General features: G+C 70.9%; 12 protein-coding genes. 10 read left to right on the forward strand and 2 right to left on the reverse strand.

The genetic code is table 11. The features are described from left to right. Positions 1-20 precede the first annotated feature (20 nt). From gatC to gatB, 3 genes are read left to right on the forward strand one after another with little or no spacing between them, the layout of a single operon-like run. Positions 21-317 (forward strand): Asp-tRNA(Asn)/Glu-tRNA(Gln) amidotransferase subunit GatC, encoded by a 297-nt coding sequence (gene gatC / locus M4486_RS02630; RefSeq protein ID WP_249479418.1) that lies wholly within the window; start codon positions 21-23, stop codon positions 315-317. A gap of 2 nt (positions 318-319) precedes the next feature. Then, complete coding sequence (gene gatA / locus M4486_RS02635) at positions 320-1873, forward strand: Asp-tRNA(Asn)/Glu-tRNA(Gln) amidotransferase subunit GatA (RefSeq protein WP_249479419.1); 1554 nt, start codon at positions 320-322, stop codon at positions 1871-1873. Beyond that, entirely contained in the window at positions 1873-3384 is a 1512-nt protein-coding gene (gene gatB, locus M4486_RS02640) for an Asp-tRNA(Asn)/Glu-tRNA(Gln) amidotransferase subunit GatB (protein ID WP_249479420.1), read from the forward strand. The genes gatA and gatB overlap by 1 nt, the downstream gene beginning before the upstream one ends. Before the next feature lie 63 nt (positions 3385-3447). On the opposite strand, the gene M4486_RS02645 is transcribed toward gatB, so the two are convergent. After that, entirely contained in the window at positions 3448-4167 is a 720-nt protein-coding gene (locus tag M4486_RS02645; RefSeq protein WP_249479421.1) for a class I SAM-dependent methyltransferase, read from the reverse strand. 374 nt (positions 4168-4541) lie between these two features. Between M4486_RS02645 and M4486_RS02650 the strand changes: the two genes are divergently transcribed. The 5 genes from M4486_RS02650 to M4486_RS02670 all read left to right on the forward strand — a co-directional run bounded on the left by M4486_RS02650 (position 4542) and on the right by M4486_RS02670 (position 11572). Further along, positions 4542-5075 carry a mycothiol transferase gene (locus M4486_RS02650; RefSeq protein ID WP_249479422.1) on the forward strand — a complete coding sequence of 178 codons (534 nt, stop codon included), beginning with the start codon at positions 4542-4544 and terminating at the stop codon, positions 5073-5075. Positions 5076-5265: 190 nt separating this feature from the next. Then, positions 5266-6873: a pyridoxal phosphate-dependent decarboxylase family protein gene (locus tag M4486_RS02655; RefSeq protein WP_249479423.1), complete on the forward strand. Its 1608-nt coding sequence runs from the start codon at positions 5266-5268 to the stop codon at positions 6871-6873. Then, on the forward strand, positions 6870-8219 hold the full coding sequence (locus M4486_RS02660; RefSeq protein ID WP_249479424.1) for a lysine N(6)-hydroxylase/L-ornithine N(5)-oxygenase family protein: 1350 nt from the start codon (positions 6870-6872) through the stop codon (positions 8217-8219). Before M4486_RS02655 ends, M4486_RS02660 begins: the two co-directional genes overlap by 4 nt. 17 nt (positions 8220-8236) lie before the next feature. Then, positions 8237-10726 carry a GNAT family N-acetyltransferase gene (locus M4486_RS02665; RefSeq protein WP_249479425.1) on the forward strand — a complete coding sequence of 830 codons (2490 nt, stop codon included), beginning with the start codon at positions 8237-8239 and terminating at the stop codon, positions 10724-10726. A gap of 138 nt (positions 10727-10864) precedes the next feature. Continuing rightward, positions 10865-11572 (forward strand): hypothetical protein, encoded by a 708-nt coding sequence (locus M4486_RS02670; RefSeq protein ID WP_249479426.1) that lies wholly within the window; start codon positions 10865-10867, stop codon positions 11570-11572. Between the two features lie 26 nt (positions 11573-11598). Here M4486_RS02670 and M4486_RS02675 read toward each other — a convergent pair whose 3' ends face one another. Then, on the reverse strand, positions 11599-12432 hold the full coding sequence (locus M4486_RS02675) for a helix-turn-helix transcriptional regulator (RefSeq protein WP_249479427.1): 834 nt from the start codon (positions 12430-12432) through the stop codon (positions 11599-11601). 78 nt (positions 12433-12510) lie between these two features. On the opposite strand from M4486_RS02675, the gene ilvD reads away from it, so the two are divergent. Next, a complete protein-coding gene (gene ilvD, locus M4486_RS02680; RefSeq protein ID WP_249479428.1) occupies positions 12511-14346 on the forward strand; it encodes a dihydroxy-acid dehydratase in 1836 nt (611 codons plus the stop codon). A gap of 108 nt (positions 14347-14454) precedes the next feature. Next, a complete protein-coding gene (locus M4486_RS02685; RefSeq protein WP_249479429.1) occupies positions 14455-15216 on the forward strand; it encodes a DUF2971 domain-containing protein in 762 nt (253 codons plus the stop codon). Positions 15217-15243 lie beyond the last annotated feature (27 nt).

The following is a 15243-nucleotide window of genomic DNA, read 5'->3' on the forward strand; positions in this document are numbered from 1 at the left end:
TCGCCTCTAGGATGGATGGCATGCCAGCGATCGGACGAGAAGACGTCGCACGCCTCGCCGACCTCGCACGGATCCAGCTCAGTGATGACGAGATCACCCGCTATGCGGGCGAGTTCGACGCCATCATGGACGCTGTCGCATCCGTCTCCGAGGTCGCCACGGAGGACGTGCCCGCGACCAGCCACCCCATTCCCATGACGAACGTGTTCCGCGAGGACGTCGTCACCGCGACTCTCACGCAGGAGGAGGCGCTCTCCGGCGCCCCCGAGGCGGAGGACGGTCGTTTCGAGGTCCCGCAGATCCTGGGGGAGGAGTGAGCATGAGCAGCACCCAGAACCACCCGGGCGCGGATCCCACGCGCCTCTCCGCCGCGGCGCAGGCCCAGGGCCTCGCATCCGGCGACTTCTCCTCCGAGGAGCTCACCCGCGCCCACCTCGACCGCATCGCGGCCGTGGACGGCGACCTCAACGCCTTCCTCCACGTGAGCGAGGACGCGGCCCTCGAGGTCGCGCGCGACGTCGATGATCGGCGCGCGGCGGGCGAGCAGCTGCACGCGCTCGCCGGCGTGCCGATCGCCGTCAAGGACGTCGTGGTCACCAAGGGCACGCCCACCACGGCCGCCTCGAAGATCCTCGAGGGCTGGGTGCCCCCGTACGACGCGACGCTCGTCGAGAAGCTGCGCGCCGCGCGCCTGCCGATCCTCGGCAAGACCAACATGGACGAGTTCGCCATGGGGTCCTCGACCGAGAACAGCGCCTTCGGGCCCACGCGCAACCCCTGGGACCGCGAGCGGATCCCGGGCGGCTCGGGCGGCGGCAGCGCCGCGGCCGTAGGCGCCTATGAGGCGCCGCTCGCGATCGGCACCGACACCGGCGGCTCGATCCGCCAGCCGGCCTCGGTCACCGGGACCGTCGGCGTGAAGCCGACCTACGGCTCCGTCTCCCGCTACGGGCTCATCGCGATGGCGAGCTCGCTCGACCAGGCCGGTCCCGTGACCCGCACCGTCGAGGACGCCGCGCTCCTGCACGAGCTGATCGCGGGCCACGACGCGCGCGACTCGACCTCCCTGCCCGAGGCCGTTCCGGCCTTCGGCGAGGCCGCCCGCCGCAAGGACGTCAAGGGCCTGCGCGTGGGCGTCGTCGAGCAGCTCGAGGGCGACGGCTTCGCCCCCGAGGTGCGCGCCCGCTTCGAGGAGTCCCTCGCGGCACTCGAGCAGGCCGGCGCGGAGATCGTCCGCGTCTCCTGCCCGAACTTCGAGTACGCCCTCGGCGCGTACTACCTGATCATGCCCTCGGAGGCGTCCTCGAACCTCGCGAAGTTCGACGGCATGCGCTACGGGCTGCGCGTGGTGCCCGAGGACCATCCGACGGCCGAGTCGGTCATGAAGGCCAGCCGCGGCGCCGGCTTCGGCGACGAGGTCAAGCGCCGCATCCTGCTGGGCACCTACGCGCTCTCGGCGGGCTACTACGACGCCTACTACGGCAGCGCCCAGAAGGTGCGCACGCTCGTGCAGCGCGACTTCGCCGGCGCCTTCGAGCAGGTCGACGTGCTCGCCTCTCCGACCTCGCCCACCGTCGCCTTCCGCCTCGGCGAGAAGACCGACGACCCGCTGGCGATGTACATGAACGACATCGCCACGATCCCCGCGAACCTCGCGGGCGTGCCCGGACTGTCCCTGCCCAGCGGACTCGCGGAGGACGGACTGCCCGCGGGCGTCCAGTTCCTCGCCCCCGCGCGGGCCGACGAGCGGCTGTACCGGGTGGGCGGCGCGCTCGAGGCGCTGCTCGAGGACTCCTGGGGAGGCCCGCTCCTGGACCGCGCCCCCGCGCTGACCGGTGCGCAGTCCGGCGCTCAGACCGGAGAGGTGAAGTGATGACGACCATCGATACCGACCTCGTCGACTTCGAGGACGCGACCGACCGCTACGACCCGGTGCTGGGCATCGAGGTGCACGTGGAGCTCGGCACGGCGACCAAGATGTTCGACGGTGCGCCGAACATCTTCGCCGCCGACCCGAACACCGCGATCACCCCGGTGAGCCTGGGCCTGCCCGGCACGCTGCCCGTGGTCAACGAGAAGGCCGTCGAGTACGCGATCACCATCGGCCTCGCGCTGAACTGCGAGATCGCCGAGTCCTGCCGCTTCGCGCGCAAGCAGTACTTCTACCCCGACCTCACGAAGAACTTCCAGACCTCCCAGTACGACGAGCCGATCGCGCACGACGGCTGGGTGGACGTGGAGCTCGAGGACGGCGAGATCGTGCGCGTCGAGATCGAGCGCGCCCACATGGAGGAGGACGCCGGCAAGTCCACGCACGTGGGCGGCAGCGGCCGCATCCAGGGCGCGACGCACTCCCTCGTGGACTACAACCGCGCGGGCGTGCCGCTCGTGGAGATCGTGACCCGTCCGATCCCGAACGTGGGCAAGCGGGCCCCGGAGGTCGCCGCCGCCTACGTGCGGACCCTGCGGGACATCTTCCGAGCCCTCGACGTCTCCGAGGCGCGGATGGAGCGCGGCAACGTCCGGGCCGACGTGAACGTCTCCCTGCGCCCGTCGGCCGATGCGCCGCTGGGCACCCGGACCGAGACGAAGAACGTGAACTCGTTCCGCTCGATCGACCGCACGGTGCGCTACGAGATCTCCCGCCAGGCGGGGATCCTCGACGCCGATGGGTCGGTGACCCAGGAGACCCGTCACTTCCACGAGGAGGACGGCCACACGAGCGCCGGGCGCGTGAAGTCCGACGCCGAGGACTACCGCTACTTCCCCGAGCCCGACCTGGTGCCCGTCGCGCCGAGCCGCGAGTGGGTCGAGGAGCTGCGGGCGAACCTTCCCGAGCTGCCGGCGGCCCGCCGCCGCCGTCTGCGCGAGGAGTGGGGCTTCAGCGATCTCGAGATGCGCGACGTCATCAACGCCGGCGCTCTCGAGGCCATCGAGGCGACCGTGGTCGCGGGCGCGAGCGCCCAGTCCGCCCGCAAGTGGTGGATGGGCGAGCTCGCCCGCACCGCCGGCGAGCAGGGCGTCGAGCTCGAGGAGCTCACGGCCACCCCGGCGCAGGTCGCCGAGCTCCAGAAGCTCATCGACGACAAGAAGATCAACGACAAGATCGCCCGTCAGGTGCTCGGCAAGGTGCTCGCGGGCGAGGGTGATCCCGGTGCGATCGTCGAGAAGGAGGGCCTCGCGGTCGTCTCCGACGACTCGGTGCTCACCGGCGCCGTGGACCAGGCGATCGCCGACAACCCCGACGTGGTCGCCAAGATCCAGGGCGGCAAGGTCCAGGCGATCGGCGCGCTGATCGGGCCCATCATGAAGGCCACGCGCGGTCAGGCGGACGCCGGCCGCGTGCGCGAGATCATCATGGAGAAGCTGGGCGTCCAGGGCTGACCGTCCCTCGCAGCTCTGCGCCGGAGCGCCGCACCCCTCGTCGGGTGCGGCGCTCCCGTCGTCTCAGGGCCGACGTCGGCACACGAGCTCTCCGCCGCCGTCCCCGGCCTGCTCGAGCACCTCGAAACCGGCGCTCTCGAGCTCGTGATGGAGGGTCTCCGGCGTGAGGTGGCGGCGCGTCGGCACGTAGCGCGTCCCGCCGATGCGGCGCTCCACATCCCCGGGCGCGTTCGACGGCGTCCACACGATCCCCGTCCCGTCGTCGCGGATGTCTTCGCCGTACTCCCGGTCCGGATCAGCCGTGGCCGTCGCGATGAGATAGCGACCGGACGTCGCCAGACGCTCCCGCACTGCCCGGAAGAGTGCTTCGCGGTCCTCGTCCATCACCACGGACTGCAGGCAGAAGCAGTCCAGGACGAGATCAGCGCTGATCTCCGGCCCGTCGCCCGCACAGATGTCGCCCACGGAGAACGCGATGTCGAGGTCCTGCAGCGCGGCCCGTTCTCGCGCCACGGTGATCGCATCGGGAATCAGATCCATCGCCGTGACGACGCAGCCGTTCGCGGCCAGCCAGCACGCGGCGCCACCTGTGCCGCAGCCGTACTCGAAGACGCTCAGGCCGTTGAGGGGAGGCGTCAGAACGCGCTCGAGAAAGGGGCGGGCGGCGAAGTTCGCGTATCCGTCGCCGCTGTCGGCGGGGTGCAGGTCGTTCCAATGGTCCAGCCCGTCTCGTCGGATCCGGGCATAGCCCTGCCGATGCTCGTGCTCGTAGTAGCGGGGCATGAGGCGGCTCCTCTCTGACCGGAAGTCTGACGCGGAGCGCGCCGAAGAGCCATCGAATACCCGGAGCCGGCGATGCAGCGGGAAGGCGGCGAGGCGGCTCGCGCGCGGAGATCCCGACCCGGGGTTGCACGCCTGGCGAACCGACGCGAGTGGGATGGGGCGCTGAGGCTACGAGTTGCGGTGGATTCTGGTCGCTATCCATTCCGACCAGAATCCACCGCAACTCGTAGCGTTCGGGAGGGCATCGCCCCGCGCGGACGGTCGGCCGCGCGATCGTCCTGAATCAGCTGCCGCTGGCAGGTCCCGCTCGGAGCGCTCGTGCTCCGCTGATGACAGCCGGCCGAAACTCCGGTCGTGAGGTCTACGCTCGCGGCATGGACTACAACGACGTACCCATCGAGGACTGCCTTCGCGGTGGGGAGGGGGAGATGCTCGTCTTCGCCCTGGATCGCGTGCACCGCCAGTTCGCCTGGAAATCCGGCGGTCTCACGCAGGAGCAGCTCGGCACGCGCCACCCGCCCTCGGGGGTGACGATCGCCGGCACGATCGTCCACCTCGCGAAGGTCGAGGAGATGTGGACCGCCTCGGCCGCCGGACGCGCACCCGGCCCGCCCACCACCGGCCCCGAGCCATGGACGGCCTACGACGCGGAATGGACCACGGCCGCCGAGAGCCCGCCCGAGGAGCTCTACGCCCTCTGGTACGGCACGATCGGACGCTGCCGCCGGGAGTGGAGCGAGCTGATCCGGGACGGCGGCCTCGACGAGCTCGTCCAGGACGACCCGGAGTACCAGGTCAGTCGGCGTCGGCGGCTCGTGGACATCCTCGAGGAGAACCTCCTGCACACTGGGCAGACGTCCATCGTCCGCGAAGCGATCGACGGACTGGTCGGCAACGACCCGCCGTGATTGGGCACCGCGAATATCCGCCCTGCCTGCGCTTTCGTCTCGCCAGGCGAGCAATGCTCGGGAACTGTCGGCTATCTCATCCGGGCCGGAAGCCTGCTTGCGCGGCGTCGCTCGAGCACGCTTAGGGTAGGCAACCCTCAACGACCGTGGGGCGAGCTTCCGCCCCACCGGCAGGAAGGTTCCGACCCCCATGTCCCAGCTGCTCCCGCAGACCTCTGCGCACGAGCTCCCGGCCTCCGCCGGCGCCGACGCGCCCCCCGCCCAGCCCTCCGCGGCGACGGCCCCCGCGGCGTCGACCGCGACGGCCACCGCGACCACCGCCTCGACGACCGCACTGCTCAACGGATCCTCGGCCGACGCCTACTCCGAGCTCCTCCACGAGGTCGTCGACACCGTCGCGGAACGCTTCCGCACCGTCGACGCCCCCTCCGTCGGCCCCGACCGGCACTCCCTCGAGCGCCTCGTCGAGGACGTGGACCTCGACGGCTCCGGCATCGGCGACCGCGCGGCCCTCGTCGAGGCCGACGCGCTCTATGCGAGGAACGCCGTCTGGTTCCACCACCCCTCGTACCTCGCGCACCTGAACTGCCCCGTGGTGCTCCCCGCGGTCGCCGCCGAGGCGATGCTCGCCGCGGTGAACACGTCCGTGGACACGTTCGACCAGTCGCTCGTCGCGACGCACATGGAGCGGCGCCTCGTGCAGTGGGCCGCGGGCCTCGTCGGATTCGCGAGCGGGGACGGCGTCTTCACCTCGGGCGGGACGCAGTCCAACCTGCAGGCGCTGTTCCTGGCGCGCGAGCGGGCTCTGCGTGCGGACCCGCGCGAGCGGACCGACGTGCTGCCGCGCCTGCGCGTGCTCACCACCGCCGCAAGCCACTTCTCGGTCGCCCGCTCCGCGCACCTGCTGGGGCTCGCCGCCGACTCCGTCATCGCCGTCGACTCCGACGCCGACGGGCGGATGGATCCCGCTGACCTGCGGGATCGACTCGCCGCGCTCGAGGCTGCGGGGGAGCGGCCGATGGCCGTCGCCGTCACCGCCGGCACCACGGACCGCGGGATCATCGACCCGCTGCCGGCCATCGCCGAGACGTGCGAGGAGACCGGGGTCTGGCTGCACGTGGACGCCGCCTACGGGGGAGGCCTGCTCGTCTCCGAGCGCCGCCGCCACCTGCTCACGGGCATCGAGCGCGCGGACTCCGTGACGATCGACTTCCACAAGACCTTCTTCCAGCCCGTCTCCTCGAGCGCGATCCTCGTGCGCGATCCCTCGGACCTCTGCGCCGCCGCCTGGCACGCCGACTACCTCAATCCCGCGGCGGAGGCGGCGTCGGCCGAGGCGGAGCCCAACCAGGTCGACAAGTCGCTGCAGACCACGCGCCGCTTCGACGCCCTCAAGCTCTGGACCACCCTGCGCTCGCTCGGGCCCGGACGCCTCGGCGAGATGGTCGACGCGGTCTGCGACCTCGCCCTCGAGGTCCGCACGCTGCTGCTCGCCGACCGCGACTTCACCGTGCTGGGCACGAGCGACCTCAGCACCGTGCTGTTCCGCTTCCAGCCCGAGGGCGTGGATGACCGGACGGCCGACGGGCACGTCGCCCTCATCCGCCGGATCCTCTTCCAGTCCGGCCGCGCGATGGTCGCCCGCACCACGATCGACGGCGCCCCGTGGCTCAAGCTCACCCTGCTGAACCCCGAGGCGACCCTCACGGACGTCGCCGCCGTGCTCGACCTCGTGCGCGCGACGGGCCGCGGCCTGCTCGCGGGCAGCCGCCTCGCGGCCGAGGGGAGCGAGCGATGAGCGCGCCTGCTCCCGCGGACGACGCCCGCGTCCACGACCTCGTGGGCATCGGCATCGGGCCCTTCGGCCTCGGCATGGCCGCGCTCAGCGAGCCCCTCGAGGACGTCGACGCGATCTTCCTCGACCAGGCGCCCGGCTTCTCCTGGCATCCCGGGATGATGCTCGACGGCGCGACGATCCAGGTGCCCTTCCTCGCGGACCTGGTGACGATGGCCGACCCCACCTCGCGCTTCTCCTTCCTGCAGTTCCTCAAGGAGACCGGAAGGCTCTACCCCTTCTACATCCGCGAGTCGTTCTACCCGCTGCGCTCCGAGTACGACCGCTACTGCCGCTGGGTCGCCGAGCAGCTGAACACGTTGCGCTGGCGGCGCCGCGTCCGCGCGGTCCAGGAGGAGGGCGAGCACCTCCTCGTGGTGGCCGACGTGCTCGACGCGGAGGGCGCGGTCGTGGGCACCGAGGAGCATCGCGGCCGGCACGTGGTGCTCGGCGTCGGCACGCGGCCCGTGCTGCCGCCCGCCCTCGCAGAGCTCGCCGAGGCGGCGGACGCGTCGGCCCCGCCCGTGATCCACAGCTCGCAGTACCTGCCCGCGCGCGAGCAGCTGCTGGATGCGGGATCGGTGACGATCGTGGGGAGCGGCCAGAGCGCCGCGGAGATCTACCGCGATCTGCTCGAGGACGCGGCCGCGCGCGGCACCCGCGTGGACTGGGTGACCCGTTCGCCACGGTTCTTCCCGATGGAGTACACGAAGCTCACCCTCGAGATGACCTCGCCGGAGTACACGGACCTGTTCCGCTCCCTTCCGGAGGAGCGGCGCGAGAGCCTCGGCCGTGAGCAGCGGACCCTGTACAAGGGCATCAGCGGCGACCTGATCGACGACATCCACGACCTGCTCTATCGGCTCAGCCAGGGCGGCGCCGAGGTCCCCACCAGGCTGCTCACCGACACCGCCGTGACCGCCGCGCGCCACGACGCGGAGACCGGCGAGCACGTGCTCACCCTCGAGCACGGCGAGCTGGGCACACGGCGCGAGCACCGCACCCACGCCGTGGTCGCCGCCACCGGGTACCGCTCGAGCGCGCCCGCGCTCCTCGCGCCCCTGGGAGAGAGGATCCGCCGCGACTCCCGCGGCCGGCTCGACGTCTCCCGCGACTACACGATCGACGACCAGCAGCGGATCCACGTGCTCAACGCCGAGGAGCACACCCACGGCGTCACCGCCCCCGACCTCGGCTTCGGCGCCTGGCGCGCCTCCGTGGTGCTCGATGCGATCACCGGCCGCGAGCCCTACCCGATCGAGCGCCGCATCGCCTTCCAGACCTTCGGCCTCCCCGCCGACGACGCCTGACCCACCAGGAGACCCCCGTGCAGATCACCTTCCGACCCGTCGACCCCGCGCGCGACGCGGCCCTCGTCCACACCTGGCTCACCGATCCTCGCGCCCGCTACTGGGAGATGACCGAGAACTCCGGCGAGCAGACCCTCGCCTACCTCCGAACGATCGCCGACGACCCCGCCCAGGACGGCTGGATCGGCTCCGTCGAGAGCGAGGACGCACCCGGGACCGGCGCCGACGTCGTCTACGTCGAGACCTACGACCCCGCGATCCTCATCCCGCGGCACGCGCTGCGCATCCGCCCGGGCGACCTGGGCATGCACGTGCTCGTCGGCCCGCCGGCGGGGGAGCGCCGCCACGGCTTCACGGCGGACGCCATGGCCGCCGTCATGCGCTTCTGCTTCGCGCAGCGCGGGGCCGAGCGCGTCGTCGTCGAGCCCGACGCGCGCAACGACCGCATCCTCGCCAAGAACGCCGCCGCGGGCTTCCGCGTGCTGCGCGAGCTCGACCTCACGGTCGACGGCCACCCCAAGCGCGCCGCCCTCAGCGTCTGCACCCGGGAGGACTTCGCGGGCTCCCCGCTCGGCGACAGCGGCGGCGAGGGCGCAGAGGACCCCCACGCCCACCTGCGTCCCGACGTCGCCGACGCCGTGCACCGGCATCTGCTCGCCAAGGCGATCTCCGAGTTCTCGCACGAGCGGATCCTGGCGCCGGTCGATCTCGAGGACGGCTGGTGGGAGCTGACCGGGCCCTCGGACGAGGGGACGAGCTACCGCTTCCGCGCCCGGGTGCTGCCGCTCGAGCACTGGCTGGTCGACGAGGACTCGATCGTGCGGATCGAGGCCGCGCAGGACCAGGTCGCGTCCGACGAGACGCCGGCGGACGGCACGTCGACGGACGGCGCGCCGGCCGACGGCACGCCGGTCGGCGGCGGCGAGCGTCTGGCCCACGGCCGCCTCGACGTGCTCGAGTTCGTCACCGCCTTCCAGAGCGCGCTCGGCATCCCCGACGACCTGCTCTCGACCTACCTCGAAGAGCTCGCCTCGACCTTCGCGGCGGCATGCGCCAAGCTGCAGGACGCCCGCGAGGGCCGTCGTCCCACGGCCCGGCAGCTGCTGGACGCCGATCTGCAGCAGATCGAGTCCGCGATGACCGAGGGGCACCCGGGCTTCCTCGCGGGCAGCGGCCGCATCGGCTACGCGCTCAGCGACTACCGCGCCTATGCGCCCGAGCAGGGTCGGCGCACGCGACTGCAGTGGATCGCAGTGCGCCGGGAGCTCAGCCATCTCAGCCTCGGCGAGGGCTACGACCTCGAGGACCATCTGGCCGGAGCGCTCAGCGCCGAGGAGCGCGCTGCCTTCGCCGACCGGCTCCTCGCGCGGGGGCTCGACCCGTCGGACTACCACCTCATGCCGCTGCATCCCTGGCAGGCCGACCACCGGCTGCCGCTCACCTTCGCCGCGGACGTGGCCCGCCAGGACCTCGTGCCCCTCGGCCCGGGCGGCGACGAGTTCCAGGCGCAGCAGTCCCTGCGCACCTTCTTCGACCTCAGCCGGCCCGGCGCCCCGTACGTGAAGACGGCGCTCGCGATCCAGAACATGGGCTTCCTGCGCGGGCTCTCCCCGCGCTACATGCGCGACACGCCCGCCATCAACGACTGGGTGCACGGCGTCGTCACGGGCGACCCCGAGTTCGCGGCGCAGGGATTCTCCGTGCTGCGCGAGCGCGCGGCGCTCGGGTACACGGGCGACGTCTACCACCGCACGCCCGCGACCAACCCGCACCGCAAGATGCTCGCGGCCCTGTGGCGCGAGAACCCCCTGCCGCTGCTCGGCGAGGGCGAACGGGCCATGACGATGGCGGCGCTGCTCCACCGCGACCACGAGGGCACGGCCCTGGCGACGCAGATGATCCGCGCCTCCGGACTCGCCCCCGAGGTCTGGCTCGACGACTACCTCTCGGCGTACCTGCAGCCGCTGGTCCACGCCCTGCTCGGCCACGACCTCGTGTTCATGCCGCACGGCGAGAACCTCATCCTGCGCGTGCGCGAGCAGCGCGTGGTGGGCGCGTTCATGAAGGACATCGGCGAGGAGACGGCCGTGCTGGGCCACCGCGAGCTGCCAGAGCGGATCGCGCGGATCCGCGCGGTGGTCCCGGGCGACGAGAAGGCGCTGTCGGTCTTCACGGACGTCTTCGACGGCGTGCTGCGCCACCTCTCCGGGATCCTCGAGGCCGACGGGGTCCTGCGCGCCGAGGTGTTCTGGCAGCGGGTCGCCGCCGCCCTGGACGCCTATGAGGCGCGCCACCCCGAGCTCGCGCGGGGGCTCTCCGGCGACGTGGACCTGCGCACGGAGGAGTTCGCGCACTCGTGCCTGAACCGTCTGCAGCTGCGCAACACCCTGCAGATGGTCGACATCGGCAACCAGGCCGAATCCCTGCTCTACGCCGGGACGATGCCCAATCCCGTCGCGCGCACCGCCGACGTCCCGGAGGCCGAACCGGCTCTGCCCGTCGCCTGATCCGCCGCTAGCATGCGATCACGCGCCGCACCGCGGTGCGGCGCGTGATCAGCGGAGCCGCGAGCGGCCGAGGATCGAGCGGCCGATGGATGATCGGATATTCGGCCGACGGGCGAGCGGCGGAAGGGACGGACAGGGATGGCACGGTTCAGCCTCGGCGCTGCACTGCTCGGGGCGAGGCGCGCGAGACCGGCGTCGTCCGGGCCCTCCGCCTCCGGGCCGTCCGCGATCGGCGTCGCGAGCGTGCTGGACCTCTGGTGCACCGAACGGTCGACCGACGGCGCCTCCCGCGCCGAGGACCCACGGACGCGCGAGGCACGGGCCGATGCCTCCCGCGAGCATCTGGTGCGCCTGCGCATCGAGGGCGACGGCCGTGAGCCCTCGCTGCTCGCGCTGCGGGTGCGACTGACCCCGGCGGAGCTCTCCGCGCTCGTGCCCGGTGCCCCGTTCCCGGTGCGCTTCGGCCCCGGCGGCGGGGACTTCCCCGAGCTCGTCGACGCGGCGGACCCGCTGGTGCGCGAGCTGCTGCTGCGCCGACGGATCGCCCTGGGACTGATCCCGCCGGAGGTCGCGGCGGCGCGACTGCACGGCGTGCTCGCCCCTGCCCGCGTGATCAGCGCGCGGCCGACGGGCACGAGCCTGGACGACCAGGTCGAGGTCGCCGTGAGCGTGCGCGTGCAGCCCGGCGGGGTCCGCACCCCGTGGGACGCGGACACCCGTGCGTTCCTGCATCCCGACAGCCTGCGCCACCTGGTGGCCGGCCGTCGGATCGCCGTGCGCTACCTGCCGGGCGATCCCTTCGTCGTCGCGATCACCCTGGAGGATCCGCGCGGGGACGCGCGCTGAGCTGAGGGGCACAGCCCGTCGGCCCCTCACTCCTCGCCGGCGAGGCGGCGCACGCCCGCGGGGGTGTCGCCCTCCGGCAGCGGCAGGTAGGAGACGATGTGCAGGTCGGGCGCGTCCTGCGGGACGATGTTGACCTGCTCGAAGACCAGGCGTCCGCCCTCCGGGTGCTCGAAGATGCGCACGCGCGAGCTGAAGCGGTCGACCTCGTGGGCGTCCCAGGCGCGGGAGAAGTCGGGGGAGAGCGCGCGCAGATGCTTGACCAGGCGCACGTGCTGCGGTCCGCCGGCGCGCCCGCCCGCCTCGGCACGGTACTCGGCGAGGAACTGCCTGCTGGTGAGCTCCCATTCGGGCAGCATCGCCCGCACGCGATCGTCGGTGAAGATGAACTGCAGGAGGTTCCGCTGGGCGGGATCGGCGTCGAGCACGCCGGGGAACAGTCCCTCGTAGCTGCGGTTCCAGGCGGCCACGTCCCAGTGCGCGGTGAGCGCGAAGGAGGGCGCCGGATCCAGGGCGTCCAGCAGGTGCTGGACGTGCGGCGGGACCGGCTCGGGCTCGGCGAGCTCGGGCCGAGGGCGCGGGGTGAAGCCCGCGAGGCCCAGCACGTAGTCGTGCTCGGCCTCGCTGAGGTGCAGGTTCACCGCGACCGCGTCGATCACCTGGCGTGAGGGGTTGATGTCGCGCCCCTGCTCGAGCCACGTGTACCAGGTGACGGAGACGCCCGAGAGGAAGGCGATCTCCTCGCGGCGCAGACCCGTGGTGCGTCCGCGGCCCACGGGTCCCAGGTCGTAGTCCGAGCGCTCGACCTCGTTGCGCCGTCGGCGCAGCAGGGCGCCGAGCTCCTTGCGTGCTGGTTCGTCCACGCGCCGAAAACTATCAGTTCCACCACTAGTAGTGCTGGCGTCTTGGTGGGTTCCGCACCACCGTGGCCTAATGGTCATATGCCCCAACTGCGCTCTCGAACCTCGACCCACGGCCGCAACATGGCCGGTGCCCGCGCCCTGTGGCGCGCGACCGGCATGGAGAAGTCCGACTTCGGCAAACCGATCATCGCGATCGCGAACTCGTACACCCAGTTCGTGCCCGGCCACGTCCACCTGAAGAACATGGGCGACCTCGTCGCCGGCGCCATCAAGGAGGCCGGCGGCGTCGCCAAGGAGTTCAACACGATCGCCGTGGACGACGGCATCGCCATGGGGCACGGCGGCATGCTCTACTCGCTGCCCAGTCGTGACGTGATCGCCGACAGCGTCGAGTACATGGTCAACGCCCACTGCGCGGACGCGATCGTGTGCATCTCGAACTGCGACAAGATCACCCCCGGCATGCTCATGGCCGCCATGCGCCTGAACATCCCGGTCGTGTTCGTCTCCGGCGGGCCGATGGAGTCCGGCAAGCCCGTCGAGGGCGTCGTCGACCACCGCCTGGACCTCGTGGACGCGATCTCGATCTCGGCCGACGAGAGCGTCACCGACGTCCAGCTCGCCGAGATCGAGGAGAACGCCTGCCCCACGTGCGGGTCGTGCTCGGGCATGTTCACCGCGAACTCGATGAACTGCCTCACCGAGGCGCTCGGCCTCTCGCTGCCGGGCAACGGCACCACGCTCGCCACCCACGCGCTGCGCAAGGAGCTGTTCCTGCGCGCCGGCCGCACCGTCGTGGATCTGTGCCGCCGCTACTACGGCGACGACGACGAGTCGGTGCTGCCGCGCAACATCGCCACCAAGGCCGCGTTCACGAACGCGATGAGCCTGGACGTCGCGATGGGCGGCTCGACGAACACCGTGCTGCACATCCTGGCCGCCGCGATCGAGGGCGGGATCGACTTCGGCCTCGAGGACATCGACCGACTCTCGAGGTCCGTGCCGTGCGTCTCCAAGGTCGCCCCGAACAGCCAGAAGTACCACATCGAGGACGTCCACCGGGCCGGCGGCATCCCCGCCATCCTGGGCGAGCTCAGCCGTGCCGGCCTGCTCGACCACTCGGTCCACTCCGTGCACTCGCCGGACCTGCAGTCCTGGCTCGCCGAGTGGGACGTGCGCAGCGGGGAGACCAGCGAGGAGGCCAAGACCTTCTTCCGCGCAGCCCCCGGCGGGGTGCGGACCACGCAGGCGTTCTCCCAGGCGAACCTCTGGGACGACCTCGACCTCGACGCCGAGGGCGGTGCGATCCGCGCGGTCCCGCACGCCTACACCAAGGACGGCGGCCTCTGCGTGCTGAAGGGCAACCTCGCGACCGAGGGCGCCGTCATCAAGACGGCGGGCATCACCGAGGACCTCTTCCACTTCGAGGGCAGCGCCGTGGTGTGCGACTCGCAGGAGGAGGCCGTCCAGAAGATCCTCGACAAGACGGTCAAGGAGGGCGACATCGTCGTCATCCGCTACGAGGGCCCGCAGGGCGGTCCGGGCATGCAGGAGATGCTCTACCCGACCTCGTTCCTCAAGGGCCGCGGGCTCGGCAAGGCCTGCGCCCTGATCACCGACGGGCGCTTCTCCGGCGGCACCAGCGGCGTCTCCATCGGCCACATCTCCCCGGAGGCTGCCGAGGGCGGGCTCATCGGCCTGGTCGAGGACGGCGACAAGGTCATCATCGACGTCGACAAGCGACTGCTCCAGCTCGACGTGCCCGAGGACGAGCTCACCCGTCGCCGCGCGGCCAAGGGCGACCTGCCCTGGCTTCCCGAGAGCCGCGAGCGCCAGGTCACCCAGGCGCTCAAGGTCTACGCGCACCTGGTGCGCTCGGCGACCTACGGCGCGACCCGGAGGCCGTTGGACTGAACTTTTGTCAGGTCACGACGCGCTGCGCTGATGGCTTGAACCCTTCGCTACCATGAGCCCAGTCGATGTTGGCAATGAGGATGTTCCGGCGGTCTTAGGGGGTCTTAGGTGGTCTTCAGGGAGCATCCTGGACTCTTCGATGTGCAAGATCCCCGCGTATCTGTCTGGCGATACATGGACTTGAGCAAGTATCTCGACCTGCTCCAGACGAGTGAGTTGCACATGACTCGCGTCGACACCATGGTTGACCAGTGGGAGGGCGTGTACGGCCAAGCTAACGCCGCGGTTCGCCCATTTATCTATGGGGCGGAGATTGCCAACGTCGTATCTCATTCGCTTCGAGCCGCGAAACGTCACGCGAGAACACACTTCTACTTGAACTGTTGGAACATCGGGAGAAATGAATCGGACGCACTGTGGCACCAGTACGCCTCAGGGCCTGTTGGAGTTGCGCTGAAGAGCACGATCGGTCGACTCAAAGAGTCGCTTCCCTCTCGCGGTGGCCCTGCGATGTTCGGGTCCACAGTGAAGTACGTGGACTATGATGAGACGTTCATCCCGGAGGATAATATCCTAGGGTCGTTGATTCATAAGCGTGAGCACTTTCAACACGAGAACGAGTATCGCCTAATCGCCAACTGGGAGCCCGAAGTTTTCAAGGTGGAAAATGGGATTGCCGTAGAGTCAGCGTCGGATGATCCTCCAAAGGTTCTTAGGGTGCCGGTAGATCTCGCCGTGTTGATCGAACAGGTCTACGTCTCGCCTGAAGCGCATGATTGGCAGAGGGCTGTCGTCGAAAGGGTGTCATCGAAGTACCGGGCTGACCTGCGTGTCGTCCGGTCACGGATGGCGAGCGGTCCTCCTGCGTAGAAGGGTGTCTATCGGACCGATTGAGGC

It is taken from the genome of Brachybacterium kimchii (assembly GCF_023373525.1).
In the GTDB taxonomy this organism is placed as follows: domain Bacteria; phylum Actinomycetota; class Actinomycetes; order Actinomycetales; family Dermabacteraceae; genus Brachybacterium; species Brachybacterium kimchii.

Coding starts and splice junctions, on each gene's coding strand:
- gatC (WP_249479418.1), top strand. CDS start 21: ATGCCAGCGATCGGACGAGAAGACGTCGCACGCCTCGCCGACCTCGCA.
- gatA (WP_249479419.1), top strand. CDS start 320: ATGAGCAGCACCCAGAACCACCCGGGCGCGGATCCCACGCGCCTCTCC.
- gatB (WP_249479420.1), top strand. CDS start 1,873: ATGACGACCATCGATACCGACCTCGTCGACTTCGAGGACGCGACCGAC.
- M4486_RS02645 (WP_249479421.1), bottom strand. CDS start 4,167: ATGCCCCGCTACTACGAGCACGAGCATCGGCAGGGCTATGCCCGGATC.
- M4486_RS02650 (WP_249479422.1), top strand. CDS start 4,542: ATGGACTACAACGACGTACCCATCGAGGACTGCCTTCGCGGTGGGGAG.
- M4486_RS02655 (WP_249479423.1), top strand. CDS start 5,266: ATGTCCCAGCTGCTCCCGCAGACCTCTGCGCACGAGCTCCCGGCCTCC.
- M4486_RS02660 (WP_249479424.1), top strand. CDS start 6,870: ATGAGCGCGCCTGCTCCCGCGGACGACGCCCGCGTCCACGACCTCGTG.
- M4486_RS02670 (WP_249479426.1), top strand. CDS start 10,865: ATGGCACGGTTCAGCCTCGGCGCTGCACTGCTCGGGGCGAGGCGCGCG.
- ilvD (WP_249479428.1), top strand. CDS start 12,511: ATGCCCCAACTGCGCTCTCGAACCTCGACCCACGGCCGCAACATGGCC.